This is a genomic window from Prosthecobacter sp. SYSU 5D2, from assembly GCF_039655865.1.
In the GTDB taxonomy this organism is placed as follows: Bacteria; Verrucomicrobiota; Verrucomicrobiia; order Verrucomicrobiales; family Verrucomicrobiaceae; genus Prosthecobacter.
On sequence record NZ_JBBYXL010000005.1, the window covers coordinates 336,347 to 355,042 of the forward strand.

Annotated in this window: 14 protein-coding genes; 10 read left to right on the forward strand and 4 right to left on the reverse strand. The window is 58.6% G+C overall.

Going from position 1 to position 18,696, the window contains the following annotated elements:
- Positions 1-27 precede the first annotated feature (27 nt).
- A complete protein-coding gene (locus tag WJU23_RS10595) occupies positions 28-6,384 on the forward strand; it encodes an immunoglobulin domain-containing protein (RefSeq protein WP_346332532.1) in 6,357 nt (2,118 codons plus the stop codon).
- A 157-nt stretch (positions 6,385-6,541) separates the two neighbouring features.
- Here WJU23_RS10595 and WJU23_RS10600 read toward each other — a convergent pair whose 3' ends face one another.
- A complete protein-coding gene (locus WJU23_RS10600; RefSeq protein ID WP_346332533.1) occupies positions 6,542-8,203 on the reverse strand; it encodes an ATP-binding protein in 1,662 nt (553 codons plus the stop codon).
- 141 nt (positions 8,204-8,344) lie between these two features.
- The gene (locus WJU23_RS10605; RefSeq protein WP_346332534.1) at positions 8,345-9,400 is read right to left on the reverse strand and encodes a TIM barrel protein; all 1,056 of its coding nucleotides are present in this window, start codon (positions 9,398-9,400) and stop codon (positions 8,345-8,347) included.
- A gap of 120 nt (positions 9,401-9,520) precedes the next feature.
- Between WJU23_RS10605 and ribD the strand changes: the two genes are divergently transcribed.
- From ribD to WJU23_RS10620, 3 genes are read left to right on the forward strand one after another with little or no spacing between them, the layout of a single operon-like run.
- Positions 9,521-10,579, forward strand: coding sequence for a bifunctional diaminohydroxyphosphoribosylaminopyrimidine deaminase/5-amino-6-(5-phosphoribosylamino)uracil reductase RibD (ribD, locus tag WJU23_RS10610; protein WP_346332535.1), 1,059 nt, complete (start codon positions 9,521-9,523; stop codon positions 10,577-10,579).
- Positions 10,576-11,133: an HAD family hydrolase gene (locus tag WJU23_RS10615; RefSeq protein WP_346332536.1), complete on the forward strand. Its 558-nt coding sequence runs from the start codon at positions 10,576-10,578 to the stop codon at positions 11,131-11,133. Before ribD ends, WJU23_RS10615 begins: the two co-directional genes overlap by 4 nt.
- A gap of 4 nt (positions 11,134-11,137) precedes the next feature.
- A complete protein-coding gene (locus WJU23_RS10620) occupies positions 11,138-11,377 on the forward strand; it encodes a UPF0175 family protein (protein WP_346332537.1) in 240 nt (79 codons plus the stop codon).
- A gap of 130 nt (positions 11,378-11,507) precedes the next feature.
- Here the strand turns inward: WJU23_RS10620 and WJU23_RS10625 are convergent, their stop codons facing one another.
- A complete protein-coding gene (locus WJU23_RS10625; RefSeq protein ID WP_346332613.1) occupies positions 11,508-11,756 on the reverse strand; it encodes a hypothetical protein in 249 nt (82 codons plus the stop codon).
- A gap of 18 nt (positions 11,757-11,774) precedes the next feature.
- Here WJU23_RS10625 and WJU23_RS10630 point away from each other — a divergent pair, with 18 nt between their 5' ends.
- From WJU23_RS10630 to WJU23_RS10640, 3 genes are all read left to right on the forward strand, one after another.
- Positions 11,775-11,861 (forward strand): hypothetical protein, encoded by an 87-nt coding sequence (locus WJU23_RS10630; protein WP_346332611.1) that lies wholly within the window; start codon positions 11,775-11,777, stop codon positions 11,859-11,861.
- Entirely contained in the window at positions 11,858-12,349 is a 492-nt protein-coding gene (rnhA, locus tag WJU23_RS10635; RefSeq protein ID WP_346332538.1) for a ribonuclease HI, read from the forward strand. The genes WJU23_RS10630 and rnhA overlap by 4 nt, the downstream gene beginning before the upstream one ends.
- A gap of 261 nt (positions 12,350-12,610) precedes the next feature.
- Entirely contained in the window at positions 12,611-13,141 is a 531-nt protein-coding gene (locus WJU23_RS10640; protein ID WP_346332539.1) for a hypothetical protein, read from the forward strand.
- A 57-nt stretch (positions 13,142-13,198) separates the two neighbouring features.
- Here the strand turns inward: WJU23_RS10640 and WJU23_RS10645 are convergent, their stop codons facing one another.
- Positions 13,199-15,046, reverse strand: a complete 1,848-nt coding sequence (locus WJU23_RS10645) for a GDSL-type esterase/lipase family protein (protein ID WP_346332540.1) — start codon at positions 15,044-15,046, stop codon at positions 13,199-13,201.
- A 90-nt stretch (positions 15,047-15,136) separates the two neighbouring features.
- Between WJU23_RS10645 and WJU23_RS10650 the strand changes: the two genes are divergently transcribed.
- The 3 genes from WJU23_RS10650 to WJU23_RS10660 are packed head-to-tail and all read left to right on the forward strand — an operon-like array spanning position 15,137 to position 18,691.
- Positions 15,137-17,953, forward strand: coding sequence for a PVC-type heme-binding CxxCH protein (locus tag WJU23_RS10650; protein WP_346332541.1), 2,817 nt, complete (start codon positions 15,137-15,139; stop codon positions 17,951-17,953).
- Positions 17,954-18,005: 52 nt separating this feature from the next.
- On the forward strand, positions 18,006-18,257 hold the full coding sequence (locus WJU23_RS10655) for a ribbon-helix-helix protein, CopG family (protein ID WP_346332542.1): 252 nt from the start codon (positions 18,006-18,008) through the stop codon (positions 18,255-18,257).
- A complete protein-coding gene (locus WJU23_RS10660) occupies positions 18,254-18,691 on the forward strand; it encodes a TA system VapC family ribonuclease toxin (protein WP_346332543.1) in 438 nt (145 codons plus the stop codon). Before WJU23_RS10655 ends, WJU23_RS10660 begins: the two co-directional genes overlap by 4 nt.
- Positions 18,692-18,696 lie beyond the last annotated feature (5 nt).

Consider the following 18,696-nt stretch of genomic DNA (forward strand, 5'->3'; position numbering starts at 1 on the left):
TACCCCAACCCTTTCTCTCCATCCACTATGCCGTCCATTTCAGAACTCCTCACGCGCCAGGCCCGTGCCTTGATGCTGCCCCTGGTCGTGTTAGCTGCCGGCCTGACGACTCCAGCCCAGGCAACCCCGCCAAAGGCACCGACCAATCTGGCCTTGAAGACCACCCTGGCGCTGGCACCGCCCGCCTCAGGCACCTCACGCTACTACCGGCTGACCTGGGATGACAACTCCCTGGATGAATCTGGCTTTCGCATCGAGCTGCGGTTTGGCAATTCAGGGCCGTTTTTGTTTGTGGATACCGTGTCAGCCAATGTGACAGAGTATATTCTGTCCTACGACTTTGGTAACAGCGGGGTGGCGCAGTTCCGGGTGGTGGCCTTCAAGCACAATGGCAACAAGGTGGAATCCTCTGCCAGTGTGCCCATTGAGAACGTGGCGACGACCTCGACGGCGAATCTAAACGCCCCCAGCAACTTCAGGGTGGCGGAGGTACCCAACGGCGAAGGTGTGAATGACGGAGTACTGAAATTCAGCTGGAAGGACCGCAGCACGAGCGAGATTTACTACCAGATCTTCTATAAAAAACAGGTGGAAGCAGAAGAGGCTTATCTGCCCATGCTCTACGATCCAGACTTTCCCAACAACCCCGCCAATTACGTGCTGCATCTGTATGATAACAAGGAGGGGACTGCGGCGACCGACCGTACCGAGGTGCTGGTCAGGCACAATCTGGTCCCCGGTGAATCCTATCATTTCATGCTGAGAGCGACACGGCGCCTCCCCTATGGCACGCTGGCGTCCCACCCGGCCTCCAATCTGGACAGTGCCAAGACTTATGTTGAAACGTACCCGAATGCGGCACAGACGTATTACACCGCACCCAAGCAGGCAGCGCCAAGCAACCTTACTGGGGAGCCGCTGGACGCAGAACGGGTGATCCTGCGCTGGAAGGACAACTCCTTCAACGAAACGGGCTTCGAGCTGAGCTACCGTGCACCGGGAGCGACCACCTGGGCATCCACAGACAAGTTTACTCTGAACCAGGCCAACCTCACCTCCTACACCATCACCGTGGGTGCTGGAGGCAGCCTGGAATGGCGCATCCGGGCGATCCATGATAAAAGCGACCTGCCAGTGGAGGCAACCGATTACAGCGACCCGTACACGGTGTTCATGGATTTCATCAAGCCGGATGGGCTGACCGCCACGACCTCCGGCGCTTCGGGCACGATCAACCTGGAATGGAATGACAGCTCTGAAGGTGAAAGCAGCTACGACATCTACACCCGGGTGGTGGATGAGGAGACGGTGAACGACACCTGGTACTTTGTGCAAACGGTGCTGGCAGATACAACAAGGCTGACCGTCAGCAGCCGGACGGCTTTTGACAACCCTTATGATTACCAGTTTGACGCCGTCCAGGCAGTACCCACGCCCCGGGTGCCGTTGACGATTGATGCGGAGCATGAGTTTATCGTCGTGGGCCGCTCCGCCAGCGGAGAGTCTGACCCCAGCAATACCGCCTCTGCCTTCTCCCGGCACGGTTTCACCAGCCGTGCCTACCATCCTGCGAAAGTAGGAGAGGCCTTTAATTACACGATGACGGTTTCCAATCCATCCAACCGTGCCAGCTGGGCCGTGAACGGTCTTCCGGAAGGCCTGGAATTCAATGAGACCACAGGCCAGATCACCGGGGAGCCGGAAGAATTTGGTGTTTTTGAGAGTCCTATGACGGTGACGTATACGGGAGGTCATTCAGCCACCTTGCCCCTGACGTTGCGCATCCTGAGGGAGCAGACGCTGCCACAGGTGGCGGCCACCTTTTCCCCAATGACCCTGGGAAGCGGGACGCAGTTTTACCTGGAACTGGAAGACAAGTTTGCAGATGCAGAATTTGAGAAAGCAGTGCGGCTGGATACAACGATGGGGGTGATTGACCTGATGCTGTTCCCCAGCCTGGTTCCCGAATCGGTGGAGAACTTCATGGGGTATGTGGAAAACGGCCTCTACGATGGCGTCATCTTCCACCGGTCCGTGCCAGGCTTCATTGTGCAGGGCGGCGGATTCTATCCGGTGCAAGAACCGAATGCCTTTGCCACCGTCGAAAAACGCCCGGCAGGGCTCAATGAACCCGGCATCTCCAATCTGCGCGGCACCGTGGCACACGCCAAGGTAGGAGACAACCCGGACAGCGCCACGCATGACTTCTTCTTTAACCTGGAAGACAACAGCCTCAAAACAGGCATTGAACTGGACAATCAGAACTCCGGCTTCACCGTCTTTGCCCGTGTGGCAGGGGACGGCATGGAAAAGGTGGATGACATTGCCGAACTGCCAATCGGCCGATACGGCACCACAGTGGCGGGGTCCATCATTGTTGACGGCAGCCTGCTCCAGTCTGCAGGGGCATCCGCCCTGACGGATGTGCCGATGAACGTGACGACAGAGGCAGCGCCAGTGCCGATGAATCTGAATGCCACGGTGCAGATCCGCAGTGCGCGGGAGGTGGGTGCTTTCAAATACGAAGTGGAAAACAGCGACCCAACCGTGGCCCGTGCAGTGGTGGTGACTGATGGCCGTTTGCGTGTGGACGGCATCTCCCCTGGAACTTCCACGGTGAAAGTGAAGGCAAGAGATCTGGACAACAATCTGGTGGAGCAGAGCTTTGCCGTGACGGTGGTCAAAGGGCACAAGCTGCCCGTGATCACCCGCCAGCCGGTCTCCGTGGCCGTGCAACCTGGCAAAAAGGCCACGCTGAAGGTCACTGCAACCGGCACGGATATTCTGTATCAGTGGAGGAAGGGCGGAGTCAACATCACCGGCGCCACCAAAAACACCCATATCATCGCTGCTGTGCAGGAAGGAGATGTGGGTGAATACGATGTGCAGGTGAGCAATGCCACCACCGTTCTGACCAGCGATACGGTCCGGGTGGATTTCCGGTCGGCACCGGTCGTGGACAGCTCGGTGCAACTGGCCAGCAAAGTGGTGGAAGCCGGTACTCCGCTGGTGCTGACCGGAAAAGTCAACGGCGCGCCCGCCCCGGTGATCACCTGGCTGCGCAGCGGCAAAAAAGTGGCCAAACAGACGGAGCAGACTTTGAACATCCCTGCAGCGGCTGTAACTGATGGCGGCACGTACGTGATGCGGGCGAAAAACGTCGAAGGAACGGTGGAGACGAATGCGGCGACCATCATCGTGGTGGACAAAGCCACCAACCTGCGAATCACCGCAGCGAACAAGACTGTGGTTCTCAAAGCCCAGGCATCCGGACCCGACCTGACCTATCAATGGAAAAAGGGTGAAACGGAGGTCACCGACGATGGTGAGCGCATTTCCGGCGCTGGCACCGCCACCCTAACAATCAAGAAATTCGGCACGAACATCGCGGATGCAGGAGATTACACCTGCGTGGTGAGGAATGCCGCAGCAGACTTGGAGGCGGAGACCGGCCCCTGGAAAGTGGGTGTGGCGGGAGCCCCTCCAATGCTGGATGCTTTTGTGCCTGCCAATGCCTATGTCGGCATCGAATACAACTACACCATCCCAGGCGGCGGGGATGACAACACCTCCATCGCCTCCTTTGCGGTGTCTGGCCTGCCAGGCGGGCTGACGCTGGACAAAGTCACCGGTCACATCAGCGGCAAGGCCACCCGTGCGGGTGAATACACGCTGAAAGTCACCGTGAAGAATCCGAAAGGCAGCCGCTCCGTCAGCAACATTCCCATGAATGTCCTGCCTATGCCAGAATCGGTGGTGGGGGCTTTCATTGGCCAGATTGGTGCATCCCCGGCCTTTAATCAAAACAAGGGCGGCAGGATTGACCTGTTTGTTTCCGAAGGCGGCCAGATCACAGGCAAACTGAGCCAGGGCAAGGAAGTGCTCAGCTTTACCGGCCAGATGTTGCAGACACCGGGTAATGTATTCACCCAAGGGGAGGCGCTGGTTAAACGCAAAGGCAACATTGCTCCGCTGAAACTGGTACTGTCCTCCTATGCGGTCTCCGGGAACATTTACAGCGGTGACATTTCAGGAACCCTTTACGATGAGGTGGACTCCGTGCAGTTCACGGCGTACCGCAGCCAGTACAATGCCAAGAAAGGGCGCATCTCCCCCTACGTAGGCCGGCAAAATTTGGGTCTCAACCTGGTTGGGGATGCGGTGGGAGATGAGAGCGTGCCCCAGGGGCATGGCTATGTGGTGGCCCTTCTGGATGCCAATGGCACCGCCAAAGTGGCAGGACGCATGGCAGACGGGACGACGGTGACCTCCAGCTCCTTCCTGGGAGCCCAGCAGCAGTTCCTTATCTACCAGTCCCTTTACAAGCACACAGGTGCCGTGGTGGGCCAGGCCTCGCTGTTTTACCTGGATCAGGCCGGACCGGCCAATAATCCGACCAACCGCTTCCGTGTGGACGGCCAGCTCGCCTGGACCAAGACTGCCCAGACCTCTGCCAAGGAGCGCAATTACGCCTCCGGGTTTGGCCCGCTGCCGGTGAGTGTCCTGGGAATGACCTACATGGCCCCGGGCACAAATGCAGTGGTGATGGGACTGCCAAAACAGGCTGGCAATGCAAGCATCCTTTTTGAAGAAGGCGGCCTGGAAGAGTCCGAACTGGACCCCTCTGTGAATCCGCTGACACTTGGCGGCACACCGCTGGTGCCTTCAGGGTCAACCAACGAAGGCAAACTCAAGCTGTCAGTAACGGCAGCGACCGGATTGTTCAGCGGCAGCTTCGAATTGGAATCTGTAACAGAACCCAAAAGGAAAGCCACTTTTAATGGCCTGATCATCCCGCAGATCCCGACGATTCCGGCCGCGACCTTTTCTGACGGCTCCACCCGGGCGGAGGTTCCTGGGGTGGATGCCATCGGTCTGGGGCACTTCCTGCTGGGACAGCTGCCTTCAGGGGCGGAAACGCTGAAAACAGCCCCCATCCTCGCGGGCAGCGTGGAGATTTACCCGACACCGATCCGCATCGTCACGCCGCCTGTGGCGCAGACGGTGAATCCAAACACTGCAAACGTGACTTTCTCCGTAGTGGCAACGGCTCCGGTGGCCATTACTTCCTATCAATGGCGAAAGGACGGGGTGGCCATTTCCACCGCCACCAACAGCAGCTACACCATCCCGATGGTGACGGAAACCCAACAGGGGATTTATGATGTGGTGATCCGGACGGCCACTTCTTCCATCATCAGCCCAGGGGCGCTGCTGGACGTGAATGACCCCGTCGGCAATGTGGTGGTCACCCGCACACCGGCTAACAATCCTGTGGCGCTGGGGGAAGATGTGACGGTGGTGTATTCCGTGACGGCCACCGGGGCTGGCGACTTCACCTACCGGTGGAGGAAAAATGGCTCAGACATTGATGGAGCGGCGGCGGCCATGAGCACTTATACCATCAGCCCGGTCACCGTCGAAAGTGCCGGTCAGTACAGTGTGCGGGTGATGAGCACCACACCTGTTTCAAACGCCACCAGCGCGACGAATCTGCTGACAGTGGCCAACCCAATCACCAGCGTCACTGCCCAGCGGGACCCGGATACTGAGACTGTGAACTATGGAGCTGCCGTGCAGTTTAGCATTGCCGACATTGACAGCAGCGGGCCTTATGAATTCCAATGGTACAAGGTTTCCGGTGAAGAGGACGTCCCTGTCGTGTACGAGGACGGCACACTGGCCACCGGTGAGACTTATACCATTGCAGGCGTGTCCGGCTCAGATGCGGGCGTCTATAAAGTCAAGGTGAAGAACAGTGTCACACCCGAGGCCGTCGTCAGTAATGAGGTGGAACTGCAGGTGAGCAGCCAGGTGGCCAACGTCGTGGTGACGCGCAGTCCTTCCACCCAATACATTGACCTGGGAGATCCGGTGGAATTCCGCTCCTCCGCCCAGGGCGAGCCTGACTTTACCTATAAATGGTACAAGGTGGTTGAGGGCGAAGATGTGCTCATCCAGCAAGCCACCAACGCCATCTATGCCATCCCAAATGTGACGGCTGAGAGTGCCGGTGACTATAAAGTCCTGGTGATAAATGAATCCACGCCCGACGGTGTGATGAGCGCACCGAGCACCCTGCAGGTCAAGCTGCCGGTGGCCTCGGCGACCATTGAGGTGCTGGATGACAATTTTAACCCGAACATCGGTGATACGGTCGTCCTCACGGCTGTACCCAATGCGGGTGCGGTCGGGTCGTTCGACTACCAATGGTTCAAGGATGATGGATTGCTTGAAGATGCCACCGGCCCTGAATATGTAATCACCGGGTTCAGTGAGACAGACTACGGGGAGTACACGGTCGAGGTGCAGAACTCCGCCAACAACGACAACCCTGTCTTAAGTGCACCCGCTGCACTTACACCTCCGAACGAGGACCCTTGATTCAATAAAATGCGGGCCCTTCCTGGTGCCGGTCCGCAGATGGAAAAGCGCTTTTGTTCTAACCTGAAGCGCTGCCTGTCACCCTCCATCCTGGGGGGGCAGGCAGTGGGGATCCGGAAGCGGGCATTTTCCCGCCGTTCCGGTCATGGCTTTACGTTCAGGCGCGGCTCATCATCGTCACCACTCGGTGGACGATCTGGGTCAGTTCGCCAGCCTCATAGGGCTTTGGCAGCACGCCGACAAAACCTTTTTCGAGGTAGCTCATCTGAACGTCTTCATTGACGCTGCCGCTGGTGACGACCAGACGCGCTTCAGGATCAAAGCGGAGAATTTCGGCAGCGGTTTCCCCGCCGTTCATGCCGCCGCGCAGGGTCAGGTCCATGAGCACTACATCGGGCGGGGTGCCGGTACGGGCCAGGCTGTGATAAATCTTTACGGCATCCTGGCCGTTGTCACATTCGATGACCTGATACCCGCAGCGCTTGAGGATGAGGTGCGCCACTTTGCGGAGATCGTCTTCATCATCCACGATGAGCACCCTGCCCTGGCCGTTTTTCAAAGGCACCGGTGCCAGGTCCTTTTCTACAACCCCCGTAGAGGCGGTCTGGGCGGGCACGGCTGGCAGATAGACCGAAAACTCGGTGCCCACATTCAGCCGGGAGGACACACGGATGTCGCCATCGTGATCTCGTATGAACAGCTTGCAGGTCGTCAGGCCGATGCCGTTGCCATCCGGCTTGGTGGTGAAGGTTTCCTTGAAAAGGCGCTCCAGGTTTTCCGGCGGGATGCCGCAGCCGCGGTCACGCACAGTCACGCGCACATAGGTGCCCGGCTTCAGGATCTCGTCCTGGCCCAGGCCGATGTCGGTGTTCTCAGCATCCACGTCCATGTAACCGCCCTGGGGCATGGCCTGGATGCCGTTGAGGATGAGATTTTGCAGCACCTGGCTGATCTTCACCGCATCCGCTACCGGCCAGCGCAGGGCCGTGCCCAGGCGGACGCGGAGCTGGGCATTGGAGCCGGCACCGGCAAATTTGACTGTGTCGTGAATGATCGCCGAGAGGTCCACCGGCTGCTTTTGATGCGGCTTGGCACGGCAGGCCGTGACCACCTGGGAGGTGAACTGGCGGGCACGCTTGAGACCGGCAAAAATAAGCTGGAGCTCCTCCTGCAGGCCGGGCTGGCCGTCCACCTGCTGCAGCAGGTCTGAAAGCCGCACTGTGACCGGGCCTAACAAATTATTCACATCATGGGCGATGCCCTGTGCCAGCGCTGCGAGGTTGTCCTGCTTCAGCCGGTCAGAATGCGCATCCAGATCATCGCAGCTCGGAGGGGCCGCCATTGCCGGTGCGGGGAGGACGGCTGAAGCGGACTTCAAAGGCGTAACCACAAGTGTGAAATTGAGCAGCTTGCGCAGGCTGTTAAACACCGCACGCACCCGCCAGGTGCAGGGCTGCGGCGGCTGGCCGTAAAAATTCTGCATCAGCGCCTGGCACTCATGCGCACCGCCGTTCTCCACCGCACGGTTCAGGCAGTTTAGCAAAATGGCCGCATCCATGTCTCCTGAAGCCAGATCGGAAATGCCCATGCCCCGCAGGCCTTTTTCAGGCTCCACACCGACCATAATGGCCGCAGTGGCATTGCTGAAGAGCACCTTGGGACCGGATTTTTCACTGGTCTCCGCCTCCAGGATGAGCACGGCCTCCGGCACCTGGTCCACGGCCACGCGCAGAAAATAATTGGCCGTTTTCATCTGGTGCAGACTCGCTTCCAGTTCGGCCAATGTGTCAGGACGCAGTGTATCGGGAGATAGGGTCATGGCAGCCACAGGTATTATGGCTCCATTAAGCTACCTTAAATAATTAAGTAAACTTTAATTTTCGGGAAACCGATCTTTTATGCATCTCATTTCTGAAATTGTGGAAAATCCAGAAATGGCGCAGGCTTAAGAATTGTCTGATTACAGCTTGTTCTGCAGCCACTGGATGCTGCGCTGCAATTCCGCCTTTTGATAGGCGATCTCGGCCTCCTTTTTAGCTGGGCCGTCCGGGGCTTTGAAGCTGGGGATGGGTTTGCCTTTTTTGGACATTTCCACCCAGGCCTTGAAGGCCGCCGTCTCTTGATAACCGGGATAGGCCTTCCAAAAGTCCTCGTTCTTTTTATACAACATTGGCCGGGCGAAACCGGAGATGGTCTCCACTTGCAGGGGCACGCCAGGGGCCAGCTCGGCAAAGCGGGTGGCGTAGGCTTTGAAATCCACCAAGCCTTCTCCGACGGCGGTCCACTGCACCACGGCACCTTCTTCCGTATCCCACACCATGCTGTCGCGCACGCTGGAGCAAACAGTCATGGCACCCAGAGTTTCCAGGTGTGCCATCGGCTCTTCCATGGCCCACACGGCGTTGCCTGGGTCAATATTGGCCCCCACATAGCTTTTGCCCGCAGCCTCAATGAGCGCCTTCAGTTCGTGGGATTGCATATCGCCCGCGTGGTTTTCGATGGCGATTTTGATGCCCTCCGCCTCGGCACGGGATTTGTTGGCCTGGATGACCTTGACCGTTTCTTCGATATGCTTCTGGATGCCGCCATCGGTGAGACGGTCCTTTTGATTGCCCAGGTAGCAGCGGGCCACGGGGGAGCCCAGGGCCTTGGCAATACGGATGGTCAGCGCCAGATGCTCCTCGGGCGTGCCATAGGTGTCCTTCCAGGTGCCGGAGGTGGGACAGACGGAACCGGTGCCCACGTAGAGCTTCAGTCCCGCCTTGGCCGCCTGCTCCTTCAGGCCCTTCAAGTAAGCGTCCTCAAAGTTTTCAAAGATGTGCAGCTCTGAGATGAAGCACGTGTCCAGCTTCAGGCTGGCGGCATGATCAATGTATTGACCCGCCTTCCAACCCGTGGCCCGCAGGGAAAAATGATCCAGTCCCAGCAAGGGACGAGAATCCGAGGCCTGCAGCCTGGAGGCGGTCAGGGCGGCGGTGGCAAGGGCGGACTGTTGGAGAAAGGAGCGGCGGTTCATGCAGACGGGAATTGAAGAGAGCCTGACATCAACGGTCAAGCCTGCTCTTCCCTGTCAGCCATTGCGCATGAAACCCGGCTTGTCTGCCGCCACCGGGCGCGTTATGGAAACCGACTCACCATGTCCGCCACCACTCACGAATCCGACCTCCACTGGATGAGTCTTGCCCTGGAGCAAGCACGCCAGGGCATCGGCTTCACGAGTCCCAATCCCGCCGTGGGGGCGGTGATCGTGGCGGATGGCGAGCTCATCGGCCAAGGTTACCACCGGCAAGCCGGGCAGCCCCATGCAGAGATTGAGGCGCTGTTGGATGCCCAAAGCCGCGCGCCTGAGCGCATCGCCGGGGCCACGATTTATGTGACGCTGGAGCCTTGCAGCACGCAGGGTCGCACCGGTGCCTGTACCAGCGCCATCCAGACCGCAGGCATCGCTCGAGTGGTCTGGGGTGCCCAGGACCCCAATCCGGACCATGTGGGCCGTGCGCAGCAGCTTTTGGAAAATGCGGGCATCACCGTCACCACCGGCATCCTGGAGAAGGAGTGCCAGGAAATCTTGCGCCCCTTTGCCAAATGGATCACCACCGGCCTGCCCTACGTCATTGCCAAAGCCGGCCAGAGCCTGGATGGACGCATCACCCGCCCAGCCGGAGAAGGCCCCTGGATCACCAGCGAGGCCGCCCGCGCCCACAGCCAGGGCCTGCGCGCCCGTGTGGACGCCATCCTGGTGGGAGCGGAAACCGTGCGTCAGGACAACCCCCGCCTCACCCTCCGCAACGGCAGTCCCAAGGAGCAGCCCTGGCGCATCATCCTCACCCGCAACGGCCACCTGCCGCCGGAGGCCCATGTCTTCACGGATGCCTACCAGGACCGCACTCTCGTGCTGCGTGACCTCGCCTTTCCTGACGTGCTGCGCGAGCTCGCCACACGCGGCATCACCAGTGTGCTCATCGAGGGCGGCAGCGACGTCCTCGGCCAGGCCTTCGCCTCCCGCAGTGTGGATGAGGTCTGCTGGTACATCGCCCCCCGTCTTTGCGGCGGCGGCCTGCCCGTCATCGGCGGTCCCGCCTGGACGCAATCCGTCGCGCTGGAAAACGTCACCCTCCTGCCCATTGGCGACAACCTCTGCCTCACCGGCACCCCGGTCTGGCCTAACATTGAATCCGACAATCCAACCCCATGAGCCGCCCGGCTGTATTCTTTGATCGCGACGGCGTCGTCAATCTCTCCCCAGGTGCCGGTTATGTCCTGCGGTGGGAAGACTTCCATTTTAACCCCGGCATCATTGAGGCGCTGAAACTTTGCCACACTCGTGGTTATGCCACCATCCTCGCCACCAGCCAGCAGGGCGTCGGCAAGGGCCTCATGACCCAGGCCACCCTGGATGACATTCACGCCCGCATGCAGGCGGAGCTGATCACGCACGGTGCCGCCTTTGACGGCATCTACGCCTGCACCTGCCTCTCCAGCGACCCCGACTGCACCTGTCGCAAACCCAGCGCCGAAATGCTGCTCCGCGCCGCCCAGGAACATGACCTCGACCTCGACCTCAGCCTCATGGTTGGAGATGCCGATCGCGACATCCAGATGGGCACCAACGCCGGCATCCCCCTCACCATCCGCATCGAAAGTGAAAACCCCCACCTCATCCCCGCCACCCACACTCTTCCCGATACCACCGGCCTGGCGGAGCTGTTGGAAAGCTGCTTGGCAGAACCCACTAAAAGCGTAGAATAAGCCCATGATCATGACCCTTCCAGACACCCCGGCTCTCCGCGCTTTCAGCGTGGATGACCTGCGCCTGGAACTCGCCTGTGCCCTCTTTCAGCATGGCCGCCTGGGCAAGATCGCCGCGTCAGAACTCGCCGAGGTGGATCTCTTTTCCTTTCAGCAGGCCCTCTATGAACGCGGCATTCCCGCCGCCGATGAAGCCAGCCTTGACCAGGACATCGCAGCCCTTGACCGACTCTTTACGAAGTGATCGTCGTTGCAGACACCTCAGTCATTTTGAATCTCTGCCAGGTAGGTTTGCACCCCCTGCTCAAAGAACTCTTCGACGTCGTTTATGCGCCCATGGAAGTAGCCGAAGAATTTGCCAGAATCACAGCTGCTTATCCATTGTTTGGAGGAGTGAGATTTCCCAATGGATCCAAGTCCTGCAGACCAATCAGTCCCTGGGAAGCCGGGCACCCTGGGCTCAGCTTGACCAGGGCGAAAGTGCCGCAATTGAACTGGCCTTGGAACATCAGGCCGACGCCGTTCTGCTCGACGAGCAGCAGGGCCGGAAAGTCGCCGAAGCTTTGGGCCTCGAAGCTGTGGGCATTCTGGGCATCCTTCTCAGGGCCAAGCAAGCCGGTCATCTGCAACTCCTGCGTCCCGTGCTCGATGACCTTCAAAACCGCAGTCGCTTTTGGCTGTCAGCCAGGACGCGTGAAAAGATTCTTCAATTAGCAGACGAAACATGACTCCCGTCACAATCTACACCGATGGCGCATGCAGCGGCAACCCGGGCCCAGGCGGCTACGGCGTGCTCCTGCAGGCCGGCCAGCACACCAAGGAACTCTCCGAAGGCTACCGTAAGACCACTAACAACCGCATGGAACTGATGGCCCTCATCAAAGGCCTGGAACTGCTGAACCGGCCCTGCACGGTCACGTTGTATTCAGATTCCAAATACGTCGTGGACACCGTTGAAAAAGGCTGGGCCAAGACCTGGAAATCACGCGGCTGGATCAAGGCCGACAAACAACCCGCCGTGAACGCCGACCTCTGGGACCGCGCCCTCAAAGCTCTGGAGAAGCATAAGGTCACCCTCCGCTGGGTCAAAGGCCACGCCTCCAATGCCGGCAACAACCGCTGCGATGAACTCGCCGTGGCAGCGACGCGATCCACACCGCTGCTGGTGGATGAGGGTTATGAACTGGCGAAAGCGAAGCCGGCGTCGTTGCTGTAACATAAACCTTTTTCCGAAATGGATTATTCTCCGCCTTCGGTGTTAAGGTTTCCCTGGGGCAGGGTCTCGCTCGCCGTGGTGTGATTAGCAACCGGGCTCTGGATAACGCTGAAGCTGACGTCCCAAGCCGCCGAATTGAGAAGCTGGGACCTAAAGCCTGAGTCTATCATTTTACAACTTCTGCCAGGGTTGATTTTGTTCTGTGCCGTGATATGTCTGTTTCTTGTGAGAAGCTGGCACCTAGCCATTCTGCTTGGGGCCATGTTCTTGGCCCTTGGGCTTGGCTTTTTGGTATCGTTTGGCAACGCGATGGCTGAAGTTTCGCAAGTGCAGACAAGCCTGAAACAATACCAGCGTATTCGAGAAAAATATTATTCGGGGTCGGGTCTGGACGATCACTTTCCAGAGCAGATTCCGGCGGATGCAAAGAACATTCGTTTTTCGTTCCTCCCTGGTTTTTTAATGGGCGGCTCCCATTTGTATCTCCAGTATGAAACCACCCCCGAAGCCTTGATCAACATTCAAACCTTGGCCGAAAATCAGCGCAATCCTGCGTGCGATCTGGCAGGTCATATTCCTGGCGTGCCAGAGATCAACCAGTTCAACAGGCCTTTTGACCTTGGCTCAAAGCCTCATACTGAAAGGTTAGGCAAAGACTTTGATGTCTATTTTTTTGATAACGACTTTCCTGAGATGCGGAAGGATGAATGGGTTTGGAACCATGGTCAAAGCCATGGAATTGCCATCAATACCCAGAGCAACGAAGTACTTTTCTGGGCGGAGGATTGGTGACCGCGAAGACAAAACAAGGAGTGAGGGCTTCCAACCCTCACAAGCTCATGCATTGTTTCAATTCTTCCACAAGATCCGCGCTGCAAACACGCTGTTATCCGCTCCGAAGGCGTTGTCCGGCGTAACAATGTAGTTCGGGGACATGTTTTGCATCCACTCGGCCACGGTCACCCAGGTTTCGTTTTCGCTGACTTCGGTGATGGCGAAGTTGCCCAGGCGGACGCCGCGCTCGGGTACCAGGATGCGCTCGGTGGCGCGCATGACTTTGAGGGTTTCGGGATTCACCTGGGCCATGACCAGCGGCGCGCGATGGCGGACGATGTGGTCGTTGTTCAAGCCCTTGCGGTTATAGACGAGGTACAATCCTTTGTTATGCGAGATCCAGTGCTGCTGAGTGTTGTAGTTGCCCAGCTCGCTGCCGTCCTCGAACTGCCAGGGCTGGATGGGGCCGAAGTTCAGGCCGTCGTCACTGGTGGCGACATAGGCGGCGGTGTCGTTGCGGAGGGTCAGGTAAAACTTGCCCTGGTAACGGGTGAGGGAGGGTTCATAGACACCGCGCCCGGATTCCAGTTTCAGGTCATTACCCTGGCCCAGATACTTCAGTGTCTTGCCATCAAAGGAGCAGCGCAGCACGGTGACACTGTAGTATTTGTCCCCTTTGCCCTTGAAATAAACGGGCAGCAAAATGTCGCCATTTTCCAGGTCATAACGCTGAACGCAGCCCGCGCCGGAGTTGAAAAACTTGGCCTCATCAGGCATGTCTAGTGTGGCCCAGGAGGACCAAGTGCGGGCCTTCTCATCATAGACGGCATAGGTACTGCTGCGGCGCTGATCGTGCATCACTTTGTCGTTCTGGTAATGCACGGTGTGACCGGTGCCGAGGAGCTTGCCGGTCTTGGCATGCCACTTCGGCGTGAAGTCACAGGCGGCCACGATGATGTCATCCGGCTTGTTGCGGCGGCCCAGGGTTTCATCATGCTGGGTGATCTTGCTCCAGGTTTTGCCCAGGTCATCCGTGCGCACGTCATTGAGGGCAAAGAAGATGTCGCTGCCGGTGAGCAACAGCTTCTGCATGGTCATGACCACCGTTGGCGTGGGGCCGGGAATGGCGCCCGCACGTGCGTGCACCCAGCAAGTCTTGCCATCATAGCCGCTGGTCACGGTCTCCAGTTTCACCTGATAAGGCAGGCCTTTCGGAGGTGGCGGAAGCAGTTGCACATGCTCGCGGATTTCAGGAACTTCACGCACCAGCCCCTCGGCCACCATGCGGGCGATCATACGTGCACCTTCTTTGTTAAAATGGGTGCGGTCGGTTTCGGAGGGGGCATAACGAAGGCCGAATTTCTCCCCCATCTGGATGGCGAAGAGCTTGCTTCGGTGATGCAGGTCAATCACCGGCACGCCGGTCTCCGCACCTACTGCTTTCGTGGCTTCCGCATAGGGTTGAAGCGTGTCCACCAGCTTGCCATTTTCGAACACACGCCGTACCACGGAGGTGACGAGCACCGGCTTCCCACCGACGGCCCGGACTTCACTGATAAACTGGCGCAGGTTGTCGCGATAGTCGCCCTTAGGATCGGTGGCGCGCCGCTCGCCTTTGCCGGGCTGGTCATTGTGGCCAAACTGGATGAGCACATAGTCCGGCTTTTCCGCGATGACCTTGTCCCAATAACCGGCGCTGCGGAAGCTCTTGGAACTGGCCCCGCCTTTGGCATGATTGATGATCGTGGCCTGCGGCATAAACTCCGGCAGCATCTGCCCCCAGCCGGCCAAGTCAGGACGGTCCTTTTTTGTCTGAGCGACGGTGGCCACCGTGGAGTCACCAGCCAGGACAACACGGAGCCCGTTTTGCCCATGGGCCAGGGCACAGGAAACAAGCGACAGGGTGAGGATCAGGAAGCGCATGGGAAATAAAAACGCGGATTAAAGGATGTTGCTCTCAACAACGTTGGTTTCAGCGCATTCTCTGCTGGCCAGACTTGATACTTTCCTCACATGCCTGCCTTTTCCCATCCTACTTTCTGGTTAGTCCTGGTCACGGCATCCGTCTTCGCTGCTGATACCCGCCTGGTCCGCGAGACGGAGGCACTCACGCCTGAGCAGGAGCTGGCCGCTCTGCATGTGCCGGAGGGTTTTGAGATCCAGCTCTTTGCCAGTGAGCCGATGATCAACAAGCCCATCAACATGGCATTCGATGCCAAGGGCCGCCTGTGGGTCAGCTCGACGGTGGAGTATCCTTACAGTGCGGACAAAAGCCGCTGGAGTGATGCCCAGGGCACCCGCGTCAAAGACAGCCGCGATGCCATCAAGATCCTCGAAGACACGGATGGCGATGGCCGCGCTGACAAGGTCACCGACTTCGCCGACGGTCTCAACATCCCCACCGGGGTGGTGCCCTGGCACAAACCGGAGCACAAGGCCGGCTGCATCGCCTGGAGCATCCCCAATATCTGGTACTTCGCGGATACCGACGGCGATGGAAAGGCGGATCTGCGTGAGGTGGTCTTCGGCCCGCTGGGTTATGAAAAGGATACGCACGGCATGTGCAGCAGCTTCCGGTTAGGCCTGGACGGCTGGATCTATGCGACGCACGGCTTTAACAATACCAGCCACTTCAAAGCCAAAGACGGCAGCACCTTGGATCTCCATAGTGGCAATGTTTTCCGCTTCCGGCCGGACGGTTCACGGGTAGAACCCTGGACGCATGGTCAGGTGAATCCCTTCGGCCTGTGCTGGGACCGGTATGGCAATCTCTACAGTGCCGACTGCCACAGTGCACCCATTTACCAGCTCATCCGGGGTGCCCATTATCCCAGCTTTGGCAAACCTCACGACGGCCTCGGCCACGCCCCCGTGATGTGCGAGCACACCCATGGCTCCACCGGCATCTGCGGTATCGCTTATATTGACGGCGGTGTCTGGGGACCGGAATGGGATGACCACATGTTTGTCGGCAATGTCGTGACTTCACGCGTGAACCACGATCACGTCACTTTCACCGGCAGTACTCCCAAAGCGAATGAGGAGCCCGATTTCCTCACCAGCGATGATCCCTGGTTCCGCCCCGTGGACATCCAACTCGGGCCGGACAACGCACTCTACATCGCCGATTTCTACAACCGCATCATCGGCCATTACGAAGTGCCTCTGGATCATCCGGGTCGTGATCGTGAGCGCGGGCGGATCTGGCGGGTGGTGAAGAAAGAGGGCACCGCTGAGAGAAAGGTCACCTCGCTTCCACATGGGAAGGATTGGCGTGAAGCCCTCGCCGCATCCTCTCCTTTTGTTCAACGATCTGCTGTGGCAATACTCCAGGAGAAACCGCTTTTGGAGGCGCTTCCGGTCCTATTGGAAACTCTTCAGGAAGCGCCTTCTGGTGACGTGATGCTGCGCCATGCGCTGAAAGTGGCCATCCGCGACCACCTCAAGCTCGATGGGGCTTTTGACACCGTGACGAATCCAGCGCTAGTGGCAGAGATGGCTCCTGCGGTGACGTCATTCGCCTCAGCGTCTTTCATGCTGGCACGGCTTGAAGAGGGCGCTCCAATCAGGGAAGACACCTTGTCACATATCGCCAGGCATGGAGATGAGGGCGCTCTCGGGCGGCTCATTCGCCTTGCCACAGAAAAGTCCACTCACCAAGTGCAGGCACTCGAAGCCATCTATAACGGCCTGAGCGAACGCGGCGCTCCGGCGAATCCCGCTATGCTTGCCTGGGGACAGGAGCTTGCTGCGAAGCTGCTCGAAGAGATGCAGCGGCAACCTGCGGTCAGTTGGGAGCCGGTGGCCCAGGAAGCACCGCCGCCGGCTTGGTCGCTCGTGACCCGCCCGTGTGCGGATGGCATGGAGGCCCAGGTTTTACAAAGCATGAAGAAAGGGGGCGATGAAGAATCCCGCACGGGCATCCTCATGTCCAAGCCGTTTGCCGCGCCAGATAAGCTCACCTTTTGGATCAACGGTCATCGCGGTTTCGCCAACAAGCCACCTCATGACAAAAACCTGGTTAGGCTGGTGGAGGCTGGATCCGGCACGATGCTCGCCACGGCCTTCCCACCGCGCAGGGACAGTTGCGAGCGCGTGGAATGGGATCTGTCTGCCCATGCAGGCAAGCAGGCGCGGCTCGAAATCGTAGATGGCGATGATGGCCGGTCTTACGCTTGGCTTGGCATCACCCGCATCCAGCCTGCCGTGGTGGCTGTGGAGGACTTTCAGCGAGAAGACCAGGCGCGTACTGCCTTGCGCAGTCTGGCCGCCATGCTCCAGCACACCGCTCCGGCCAGCCTGCGTGAAAAGCTGGCCCATTATCTCCCCGCCCGTCCCGCACCGCCGCCCCTGCCCGTTTCACCGGAGCAACGCCAGCAACTGGATGCGCTCATTGCCGCCCGCAGTGCGGCGTATGCACAGGCCAGCCCGGACCGCGCCGCCGGTGAAAAGGTCTTCACAGCCCATTGCTCAGCCTGCCATCAGATCAGCGGCCAGGGCGGCCTCATCGGTCCTCAACTGGATGGCATCGGTACCCGTGGAGTGGAACGCTTGTGCGAGGACATCCTCGATCCCAACCGCAATGTGGATGCCCACTTCCATCTGCACACGCTCACTCTGAAGGATGGTAGCGCAATGAGCGGCTTCCTCAAAGGCGAGGCCGGTCAGGTCCTCATCCTGGCCGATGCCGCAGGCCAGGAGCACCGCGTCTCCAAGGCCGACCTAACCCAAGATGACGTCATCCCCATGTCCCTCATGCCGCCCGCCTTCGGCCAGATGATCCCGGAGGCGGACTTTGTGAATTTGATCGGCTGGTTGTTGGGGAAATGAGGGCGAATCACAATCGTTGACGTCAATCGCACGTTGATGTATAAATAACATCATGACACGCACCCAAATCCAATTCCCAGATCCGCTTTATCAGCGGCTCAAAGAAATTGCCGAGCGGCAAGATTGGTCCCTTTCCGAAGTTATGAGGAAAGCGGCGGAGCACTTTGTCAGCCGCTTTCCCACAGAGCCAAGAGCCAAACCGGCATGGAGTTTTCCGATCCTGGATTGTGGAGGCGATTTCCTGACAGATCCCGCAGCTCTGCGGCCTGAAGTTGAAGCCATTTTGCAGCGAACAGAAGCATGATACTGTCTGCTGACACCAATCTCTTCCTGTACGCGGCGAACCCCGATTCACCGCATCATGCAGCCGCCCAAGCCTTCTTTGTTGAACAGGCTGCAAAGGGTGAACGCTTCCTGCTATGCGGTCTTGTGTTGGTGGAAATTTATATGCAGCTCCGCAATCCGGCAGTCTTTAGCAAGCCAAAATCTGCCAAGGAGGCAGCCCGTTTTTGTGAGACTTTACAGGCCAACCCATATTGGGAATACGGCGATTATGAACCCGAGGTTGGTAAACCCTTGTGGACTTGGGCCGCCAAGACATCCACCGGTTTTCGCAACATCATTGATGCTCGTCTTGCCCTGACTCTGCGCCACCACGGTGTCACCCACTTTGCGACATCTAACGACAAACATTTCCAATCCTTTGGCTTTGAGAAGGTGTGGAATCCTCTGCGCTAAGCAAA